Raw genomic sequence first — 9,902 nt, 5'->3', positions numbered from 1 at the left:
GCCAGGGAGGGCATTGAGATGAGCGCCGTGTTGCCTCCGGCCAGCCCCGTGCCCGCCGCGCCCCCCGGGCCGCTGCGCGAGTTCTGGATCTCGTTCTCCGCCAACAAGGGCGCCGTCGCCGGCCTGGCGGTGGTCGCGTTCCTGCTGCTGCTGGCCCTGTTCGCGCCCTGGGTGGCGCCGCACGCGCCGGACGCGACCAACAGCGCCGCCTTCCTCAAGCCGCCGGCCTGGCAGGAAGGCGGCTCGGCGCAGTACCTGCTGGGCACCGACGCGATCGGCCGAGACATCCTGTCGCGCCTGATCCACGGCTCGCGGCTGTCGCTGTCGATCGGCATCGCCGTGGTGCTGATCGCGGTGGCGGTGGGCATCGCGCTGGGGCTGGTGGCCGGCTTCGCGCGCGGCCTCACCGAGATCGCCATCATGCGCTTCATGGACATCCTGCTGACGCTGCCCAGCCTGCTGCTGGCCATCGTCATCGTCGCGATCCTGGGGCCGGGGCTGGTGAACGCGATGCTGGCCGTGGCGGTGGTGGTGCTGCCACACTACGTGCGGATCACGCGCGCCGCGGTGATCGCCGAGACCTCGCGCGACTACGTGACGGCCGCGCGCGTGAGCGGCGCCGGCACGCTGCGCCTGATGTTCAGCGAGGTGCTGCCCAACTGCGCCGCGCCGCTGATCGTGCAGGCCTCGCTGGGCGTCTCCACCGCCATCCTCGACGCGGCGGCGCTCGGCTTCCTGGGCCTGGGCGCGCAGCCGCCTTCGCCCGAGTGGGGCACGATGCTGGCCGATGCGCGCGAATTCGTGCTGCGCGCCTGGTGGGTCGTGACCTTCCCCGGCCTGATGATCCTGATCGCCGTGCTCGCCTTCAACCTGCTGGGCGACGGCCTGCGCGACGCGCTGGATCCGAAGTTGAAGCGATGAACATCCGAACAGCCGGACGCAAAGGGCGCAAAGGTCACGCAAAGGACGCAAAAAGAACACGAAAGGAATGCAATTCGATGAATGAAATCCTTCATCGGTTTTCCTTTGCGTTCTTTGCGGATCCTTTGCGTCCGGTATTCGGTATCTAACCCATGCCACTCCTCGAAATCGAAGACCTCCACGTCGAATTTCCCACGCAGGGCAGCGTGATGCATGCGGTGGAGGGCGTGAGCCTGGCGCTGGAGCAGGGCGAGGTGCTGGGCATCGTCGGCGAGTCCGGCTCCGGCAAGAGCGTGACCATGATGGCCCTCATGGGCCTGATCGCCTGGCCGGGCAAGGTGCGCGCGAAGACGCTGCGCTTCGCCGGCCACGACCTGCTGGGCATCAGTGACCGCGAGCGGCGCCGGCTGGTGGGCAAGGACATGGCGATGATCTTCCAGGAGCCCACCACCAGCCTGAACCCCTGCTTCACCATCGGCTACCAGCTGGTGGAGGCGCTGCGGCAGCACTCGCCGCTGGACAAGCGCAGCGCCGAGCGCCACGCGGTCGAACTGCTGGAACAGGTGGGCATTCCCGCCGCCGCTTCGCGCCTGAACGACTACCCGCACCAGCTCTCGGGCGGCATGAACCAGCGGGTGATGATCGCGATGGCGATCTCCTGCAATCCGCGCCTGCTGATCGCGGACGAGCCGACCACCGCGCTCGACGTGACCATCCAGGCCCAGATCCTCGACCTGCTGCGCCAGCTGCAGCAGGAGCGCGGCATGGCCCTGGTGCTGATCACGCACAACATGGGCGTGGTGAGCGAGATGGCGCAGCGCGTGGCCGTGATGTACGCCGGCCAGATCATGGAGCAGCAGCGGGTGGAGAAGCTGTTCTCCGATCCGCAGCATCCCTACACCGAAGCCCTGCTGGCCGCGCTGCCGGAGCAGGGCGAGGCCGGCCACCGGCTGGCCACCATCCCCGGCGTGGTGCCGGGCGTGTTCGACCGCCCGGGCGGCTGCCTGTTCGCGCCGCGCTGCGCCTATGCCACGGCGCATTCGCAGGCCGTCCGGCCCGAGCTGCGCGCCTGGCAGGGCGGCCAGGTGCGCTGCCACTATCCGCTGGGCGATCCGCAGCGCAATGCGCGCATCGCGCAGGACCAGCCCGTGCGCGTGGAGCAGCTTGCATGAACAAGGTGGTCGTCGAAGCGAAGGACCTGCGCAAGGTCTACCCGATCCGCCGCGGCATGTTCAAGGAGCCGGCCCAGCTGCAGGCCGTGGGCGGGGTCTCCTTCACGCTGGAGGAGGGCCGCACGCTGGCGGTGGTGGGCGAATCGGGCTGCGGCAAGTCGACGCTGGCGCGCATGGTGTCGCTGATCGAGAAGCCCACCGCGGGCTCGCTGGTGCTGGACGGCACCGATGCCGAGAACCCGCCGGCCAGCGAGCGCCGGCGGCTGCGCCAGGCGGTGCAGCTGGTGTTCCAGAACCCCTACGGCTCGCTCAATCCGCGCAAGAAGATCAGCGCCGTGCTGGAGGCGCCGCTGGCGATCAACACCGATCTCAAGCCGGCCGAGCGCGCCGAGCGCGCCCGCGCGATGCTGGCCCAGGTGGGCCTGCGGCCCGAGTACGCCAACCGCTATCCGCACATGTTCTCCGGCGGCCAGCGCCAGCGCATCGCGATCGCGCGCGCCCTGATGCCGGGGCCGAAGCTGGTGGTGGCCGACGAGCCGGTGTCCGCGCTGGACGTGTCGATCCAGGCCCAGGTGCTCAACCTGCTCGCGGACCTGCAGCAGGAATTCCGGCTGGCCTACCTCTTCATCTCGCACGACCTCGCCGTGGTGCGCCACATCGCGCACGACGTGCTGGTGATGTACCTCGGCCACGTGATGGAGCAGGGGCCGCGGCAGAAGATCTTCGCGCAGCCGCTGCATCCCTACACGCACGCCTTGCTCGCCTCCACCCCGGGTATCGGCGGGCGCAAGAGGAAGCGCGTCGTGCTGCAGGGGGAGCTGCCCTCGCCGCTGCATCCGCCGGCCGGTTGCGTGTTCTCGAGCCGCTGTCCCTACGCGCAGGAGGTCTGCCACGCGCAGCGCCCGCTGCCGCTTCCGGTGGACGGACGGCTGGTGGCCTGTCACTTCGCTGAAGACTTCCTGGCCAAGGGTTTCCCCGAGGAGCAGGAGGCTCTAAGCGCGGCCGTGCCCGCCTGAGAATGTGTCCCTCCCGGCCCGGCCGGAATCGAAAAAAGGAGTCCGTATGAAGAGAGTCCCGTTCGCCAAGCACTTCGCCCTCGCTGCACTCGCCCTCGCCGCCGCGGCCGGCGTCCAGGCCAAGACCCTGGTGTTCTGCTCCGAAGGCAGCCCCGAGAACTTCTACCCCGGCGTCAACACGACCGGCACCTCGTTCGACGCCAGCGAGCCCGTCTACAACCGCATCGTCGAGTTCGAGCGCGGCGGCACCAAGGTGATCCCCAGCCTGGCCGAGAAGTGGGACATCTCCGCCGACGGCACCGTCTACACCTTCCACCTGCGCAAGGGCGTGAAGTGGCACAGCCACCGCGCCTTCAAGCCGACGCGCGACTTCAATGCCGACGACGTGCTGTTCGCGTTCGAGCGCCAGTGGAAGGAGGACAACCCCTTCTTCAAGGTGACGAGCTCCAACCACTCCTACTTCAACGACATGGGCCTGCCCAAGCTGCTGAAGTCGGTGGAGAAGGTCGATCCGTACACGGTGCGCATCACGCTCAACAAGCCCGAGGCGCCCTTCCTCGCCAACCTGGCGATGCCGTATGCGGCAATCCAGTCCAAGGAATACGCCGACGCCATGCTCAAGGCGGGCACGCCGGAGAAGATCGACCAGGAGCCGATCGGCACCGGCCCGTTCTTCCAGATCCAGTACCAGAAGGACGCGGTGATCCGCTACAAGGCCTTCCCGCAGTACTGGGGCGGCAAGGCGAAGATCGACGACCTGGTGTTCTCGATCACGCCCGACGCCTCCGTGCGCTGGGCCAAGCTGCAGAAGGGCGAGTGCCACGTGATGCCCTATCCGAACCCGGCCGACCTGGAGGCGATCCGCAAGGATCCGAAGGTGCAGGTGCTGGAGCAGCCGGGCCTGAACATCGGCTACCTCGCGTACAACGTGACGAAGAAGCCCTTCGACGACGTGCGCGTGCGCAAGGCCGTGAGCATGGCCATCAACCGCAAGGCCATCCTCGACGGCGTGTACCTGGGCACCGGCGTGATCGCCAAGAACCCGATCCCGCCGACCATGTCGGCCTACAACGACGCGATCAAGGACGATCCCTACGATCCCGAAGGCGCGAAGAAGCTGCTGGCCCAGGCCGGCTACAAGGACGGCTTCACCACCGACCTGTGGGCCATGCCGGTGCAGCGCCCCTACAACCCGAACGCCAAGCGCATCGCCGAACTGATGCAGGCCGACCTGGCCAAGATCGGCGTCAAGGCGGAGATCAAGACCTTCGAGTGGGGCGAGTACCGCAAGCGCATGCAGGCCGGCGAGCACCAGATGGGCATGCTGGGCTGGACGGGCGACAACGGCGACCCGGACAACTTCCTGCACACGCTGCTCGGATGCGATTCGGCCAAGACCAACGGCTCCAACGTGGCCAAGTTCTGCTACCAGCCGTTCGAGGATTTGGTGCTGAAGGCCAAGACGGTCACCGCGCCGGCGGAGCGTGACAAGCTCTACAAGCAGGCCCAGGTGATCTTCAAGCAGCAGGAGCCGTGGCTGACCATCGCCCACGCGGTGCAGCTGAAGCCGGTGCGCAAGGAAGTCGTGGACTTCAAGCTGTCGCCGTTCGGCCGCCACGTGTTCTACGGCGTGGACATCAAGGAGTAAGGTCCGCGGCCATGCGCACCGCCATCGTCTCCGCCATGCAGGAGGAACTCTCCGCCGTGCTGGCCCTGCTGCCCGACGAGCAGAAGCAGGCCGCCGGCGGGAGGGACTTCTGGGTGGGGCACCTGCACGGGCAGGAAGTGGTGGCGGTGCTCTCGCGCATCGGCAAGGTGGCGGCGGCAACCACCGCCACCGCGCTGATCGAGCGCTTCGGCGTCGACCGCATCGTCTTCACCGGCGTCGCGGGCGGGCTGGCGCCGGGCGTGAACCGCGGCGACGTGGTGATCGCCGAGGGCTTCCTGCAGCACGACCTCGACGCCTCGCCGCTCTTTCCGCGCTACGAGGTGCCGCTCTACGGCACCGACCGCTTCGCCACCGACGCGGCGCTCACGGAGCGACTGGCCGCCGCGGTGCGCCAGGCGCTGCACGGCACCCATGTGCACCGCGGCCTGGTGGTCAGCGGCGACCGCTTCGTCGCCAGCGCCGCCGAAAGCCAGGCGCTGCAGCACGCGCTGCCGCAGGCGCTGGCCGTGGAGATGGAAGGCGCCGCCTTCGCGCAGGTGTGCCGCGACTACGGCGTGCCGTTCGCCGCGGTGCGCACCGTTTCCGACCGAGCCGACGACGAGGCCCAGGGCGACTTCCTCAGCTTCATCGACCAGGTCGCGAGCCGCCATTCGGCCGCCATCGTGCAGGCCTTCCTCGAGGCGGCCTGATCACTCCTCGCCGAAGGCGAGGGTGAAGCCGATCGTCCAGCTGGAGGGCGACGGTCCGGCCAGGCGCTGCGCCCGGCTGAAGTCCACCTTCCAGCGCCCGGCATCCCAGCGTGCGCCGGCGCGCACGAACTGCGTGCGCTCCTCGGCGAAGCGTTCGCCGGTGAAGGTGAGGCGTTCGCGGGGCGACCAGTCCACCGCCACGCCGTAGCATGCCAGGTCGCGGCCGGCGCGCACGAATTCGCGCCCCACGTTCAGGTGCAGCGCCACTTCCCTGGCGGCATTCCAGGTGACGATGCCGACGGCGCGTGTCATGGCGTGGCGCGGATGCCGGTGGGCGACCCAAACGGGCTGCAGGTCCACGCCAAGGGCCAGCCCGGGCGCGAGCTCGCGCGCCCACTTCACTTCCGCGTTCCATGCGGTGGACGAGCCGCCGCCGCCGTGCGCGTGGTCGCCGGCGAGGCCCAGTTCCACCGGCCCCGCGCGGCAGTTGAAGCCTGCGTGCAGCTGGCGTTCGCCGCCCTGGTTGCGGGTGAACCAATCCTCCTGCTCGCATTCGCCCGGCGGCAGGATGGTGGCGTCGTCGACCGCGTGGTGCCCTCCGGCGCCGAACGCGGCCGGCGCCGCCAGGAGGGCCGCCACCAGCAGCGTGCGGCCCGTCCCTCTTGTTGTCCTCATGCCGCCATCATCGGCAGGCTGCTACGAAAGCTAACAGCCGTTGCAGCGCGAACGCGACCACCGGCGCGGGTTCGCCGACCGACGGCGCGGCGGAGCGCGCCGGCGCAACCTATTTCAGCTCGAAGCGCGCCGTCGCGGCCGGCTTGCCCGGCAGACTCACCACCGCGATGCCCTTGGTGCCCTTGCCCACCTGGAAGCTGCCCTTGGCCTCCAGGTAGTCGTCGCCCACCGGGACCAGCTCCGCCTCGCTCTTCACGCCGCCCTGCAGCAGCGTGACCTTGCCCTTGGCGCCGGCCAGCTTCACGGCCTTGCCGTGCTCGCCGACGTAGACCTGGACGCGGTCCGTCCTGGCCACGATCTCGAAATCGAGCGCCTTGGTCTCGACGGTCACGCCACCGTGCTTGGGCGCGGCATGGTCGTCGTGCCCGTGGTGCTCGTGCCCGGCGGCGTGGTCGTGCCCGTGGTGGTCGTGCCCGTGGTGGTCGTCGTGTCCTCCGCGCGCGCTGGCGGCGCCGGCGATGGCCAGCGCCGCGGCCAGGGCGAGAGTGCGGATCCGGATGTTCATTGGAAAGTCCCTCCTCGTGGATTGAAGAAAACGGCTAGAAAGCCTCGCTGCCCGACTGCCCCACCAGGCGCTCCACTGCGCGCTGGCCGAACAGCTTCACCATCGCGGGCGTGAGGAACGCGTCCAGCAGCGTGGACGTGATCAGGCCCGAGAAGATCACCACCGCCACCGGATGCAGGATCTCGGTGCCGGGCTGGTCGGCTTCGAACAGCAGCGGTGCCAGCGCCAGCGCCGCCACCAGCGCTGTCATCAGCACCGGCGTCAGCCGCTCCAGCGAGCCGCGCAGCAGCATGCGGTCGTCGAAGACCTCGCCCTCGAAGGCGCACAGGTTGACGTAGTGCGAGACCTTCATGATCCCGTTGCGGATGGCGATGCCGGCCAGCGTGATGAAGCCCACCAGCGCCGCCACCGACAGCGGCTGGCCCGACAGCCACAGGCCGGCCACCGCGCCCACCAGCGCGAGCGGCACGTTCGCCAGGATGATCGAGGCGAGCACGCCGCTGCGGTAGCGCGAGAACAGGATCAGGAAGATCGCCAGCAGCGAGCCGAGCGAGAGCAGCCCGATCAGGCGGCTGGCCTCCTCCTGGGCCTGGAACTGGCCGCCGATGGTGATGAAGTAGCCCTCGGGCAGCCGGGTCGCCGCCGTCGCCGCCCGGATGTCGGCCACCACGTCGCTCAGCGCCCGCCCCTGCGCATTGGCGGAGACGACGATGCGGCGCCGGCCGTCGTCGCGGCTGACCTGGTTGGGGCCGTCCGCCTCCTCCACCGTCGCCAGCTGCGACAGCGGCACGCGCCCGCCGGGCGTCGCGATGAACAGGTTGCGCAGGCCCTCGATCCCGCGCGCCGACTCGGGCAGCCGCAGCACCAGGTCGAAGCGGCGGTTGCCCTCGATCACCTGCGCGACCCGCTCGCCGGCGATCATCATCTGCAGCTCGCGCAGCAGCCGCGCGGGGGCCAGCCCGTAGCCGAGCGCGCGGTCGTAGTCCACCCGCACGCGGATCTGCGGCGTCAGCACCTGCTTTTCCACCTGCAGGTCCACCACGCCGGGGATCGCCGCCAGGCGCTGGCGCAGCGCCTCGGCCTGGCCGCGCAGCGTGTCGAGTTCGTCGCCGTAGATCTTCACCGCGATCTGCGTGCGCACGCCCGAAAGCATGTGGTCGATGCGATGGCTGATCGGCTGCCCGATCTCGATCGAGGCCGGCAGCGTGGAAACGCTCTTGCGCAGGTCCGCGTGCACCGCCTCCGCGCTGCGCTCGCTGCGGCGCAGCTGCACGTCCAGCTCGGTCACGTGCACGCCTTCGGCGTGTTCGTCGAGTTCGGCCCGGCCGGAGCGCCGGCCCACGTGCAGCACCTCGGGCACGGCCCGCACCAGGTTCTCCGCCGCGGTGCCCAGGCGCGCGCTTTCGGCCAGCGTGGTGCCGGGGTTCAGCCGCAGGCCCACCAGCACCGCGCCTTCATTGAAAGGGGGCAGGAAGGTGGTGGGGAAGAAGGGCACGGCCACGGCCGCCAGTGCCACCGCCACTGCACCCGCCGCCAGCCAGGGCCGGGGCCAGCGCAGCACGGCGCCGAGCGCGTTGGAATAGCGCCGCTTGACCCAGGCCTGCACCCGCGTGTCGCCGTGCTCCAGCCCCTTCATGCGCGGCAGCAGGTAGTAGCCCAGCACCGGCGTGACCGTCACCGACACCAGCATGGAGGCCAGCAGCGAGACGATGTAGGCCACGGCCAGCGGCTGCATCAGCCGGCTTTCGACGCCGGGCAGGAAGAACAGCGGCAGCAGCACCAGCACGATGATCACGGTGGCGTAGAGGATGGCCGAGCGCACCTCCAGGGTCGCGCGTGCCACCAGCTCCAGCGGGCCGATGCGCATATTCGGATGCGCCGCCCGGTCCAGCTTGAGGCGGCGCAGCACGTTCTCCACGCCCACCACCGCGTCGTCCACCAGGCCGCCGATGGCGATCGTCAGGCCGCCGAGCGTCATGGTGTTGATCGAGAAGCCGAACCAGCGGAACACCAGCACGCTCACCATCACCGACAGCGGAATGGCGGTGAGGGCGATCACCGTGGTGCGCACGTTCATCAGGAACAGGTACAGCACCACGGCCACCACCGCCGCCGCGGCCAGGAACTTGCCCTGCAGCGTGTGCACCGAGGCCTCGATGAAGTTGGCCTGGCGCATCGTGACCATCGGCGCGCCCATGCCCGCCGGCAGGCTCTTGCGCAGCCCTTCCAGCGCCTGCTCCACGTCGTGCGTGAGGCGCACGGTGTCGGCATCGGGCTGCTTCTGGATCCCGAGCAGCACCGCCGGCTGGCCGTTGTAGCCGGCGTCGCCGCGCCGGATGGCCGGCGCGAAGGTGACCGAGGCCACCTGCTGCAGGCTCACGGGATGGTGGTCGCGCCAGGCCACCGGCAGCCGCTGCAGGTCCTCGATGCGGGTCGTGCGGCCGATGTTGCGCACCAGGTATTCGCGCGCGTTCAGTTCCAGGAAGCCGCCGCTGGTGTTGGCCGAGTAGTCGCGCAGGCTCTCCTCGATCGCCGCCAGCTCCACGCCCAGCGCCGCCATGCGGGCGGTGTCGGGCTGCACCTGGTACTGCCGCACCTCGCCGCCGATCGGCACCACCTGCGCCACGCCGGCGATGGTCAGCAGGCGCGGCCGGATCACGAAGTCGGCGTACTCGCGCACCGCCATCGCGCCGATCTTCGAGGGATCGATGGGCAGGGCCACGGTCATGATCTCGCCCATCACCGAGCTCACCGGGCCCATGCCCACGTGCTCGATGCCGGGCGGCAGCTGCTCGCGCACCAGCGCGAGCCGTTCGCCCACCATCTGGCGGGCGCGGTAGATGTCGGTCTTCCAGTCGAAGCTGACGTAGACGAAGGCGAGGCCGACGCTGGAGACCGAGCGGATGCTCTCCACGCCCGGGATGCCGCCCATGGCGGTCTCCAGCGGCGCGGTGATCAGCTGCTCCACCTCCTCCGGCGCCATGCCGCCGGCCTCGGCCTGCAGCGTGACGGTCGGCTTGTTGAGGTCGGGGAACACGTCGACCGGCATGCGGGTCATGGTGAAGCCGCCCCAGGCCATGAGGGCCACGGCGGCCACCAGCACCAGCAGCCGGTTGTGCAGCGAGAAGCGGACGAGACGCTCGAACATCAGCGCACCTGGTTGACCAGCGACGCGCCCTGGACCACGACGCGCTC

General features: G+C 69.8%; 8 protein-coding genes. 5 read left to right on the top strand and 3 right to left on the bottom strand.

The genetic code is table 11. The features are described 5' to 3' along the window. Positions 1-18: 18 nt before the first annotated feature. From VFM98_RS04965 to VFM98_RS04945, 5 genes are all read left to right on the top strand, one after another. Positions 19-921: an ABC transporter permease subunit gene (locus VFM98_RS04965; protein WP_325108790.1), complete on the top strand. Its 903-nt coding sequence runs from the start codon at positions 19-21 to the stop codon at positions 919-921. A gap of 152 nt (positions 922-1,073) precedes the next feature. Then, complete coding sequence (locus VFM98_RS04960; protein WP_325108789.1) at positions 1,074-2,093, top strand: ABC transporter ATP-binding protein; 1,020 nt, start codon at positions 1,074-1,076, stop codon at positions 2,091-2,093. Beyond that, complete coding sequence (locus VFM98_RS04955; protein ID WP_325108788.1) at positions 2,090-3,109, top strand: dipeptide ABC transporter ATP-binding protein; 1,020 nt, start codon at positions 2,090-2,092, stop codon at positions 3,107-3,109. The genes VFM98_RS04960 and VFM98_RS04955 overlap by 4 nt, the downstream gene beginning before the upstream one ends. 46 nt (positions 3,110-3,155) lie before the next feature. Beyond that, complete coding sequence (locus tag VFM98_RS04950; RefSeq protein ID WP_325108787.1) at positions 3,156-4,757, top strand: ABC transporter substrate-binding protein; 1,602 nt, start codon at positions 3,156-3,158, stop codon at positions 4,755-4,757. A gap of 11 nt (positions 4,758-4,768) precedes the next feature. Continuing rightward, the gene (locus VFM98_RS04945; protein ID WP_325108786.1) at positions 4,769-5,467 is read left to right on the top strand and encodes a 5'-methylthioadenosine/adenosylhomocysteine nucleosidase; all 699 of its coding nucleotides are present in this window, start codon (positions 4,769-4,771) and stop codon (positions 5,465-5,467) included. Here the strand turns inward: VFM98_RS04945 and VFM98_RS04940 are convergent, their stop codons facing one another. The 3 genes from VFM98_RS04940 to VFM98_RS04930 all read right to left on the bottom strand — a co-directional run bounded on the left by VFM98_RS04940 (position 5,468) and on the right by VFM98_RS04930 (position 9,855). Continuing rightward, the gene (locus VFM98_RS04940) at positions 5,468-6,142 is read right to left on the bottom strand and encodes a hypothetical protein (protein ID WP_325108785.1); all 675 of its coding nucleotides are present in this window, start codon (positions 6,140-6,142) and stop codon (positions 5,468-5,470) included. It abuts the gene before it with no gap. A gap of 109 nt (positions 6,143-6,251) precedes the next feature. Beyond that, positions 6,252-6,707, bottom strand: coding sequence for a hypothetical protein (locus tag VFM98_RS04935; protein ID WP_325108784.1), 456 nt, complete (start codon positions 6,705-6,707; stop codon positions 6,252-6,254). A gap of 34 nt (positions 6,708-6,741) precedes the next feature. Beyond that, positions 6,742-9,855 (bottom strand): efflux RND transporter permease subunit, encoded by a 3,114-nt coding sequence (locus VFM98_RS04930; protein WP_325108783.1) that lies wholly within the window; start codon positions 9,853-9,855, stop codon positions 6,742-6,744. Positions 9,856-9,902 lie beyond the last annotated feature (47 nt).

It is taken from the genome of Ramlibacter sp., assembly GCF_035706265.1.
Classification (GTDB): domain Bacteria; phylum Pseudomonadota; class Gammaproteobacteria; order Burkholderiales; family Burkholderiaceae_C; genus Ramlibacter.
This window is presented reverse-complemented; position numbering and strand designations above follow the sequence as displayed.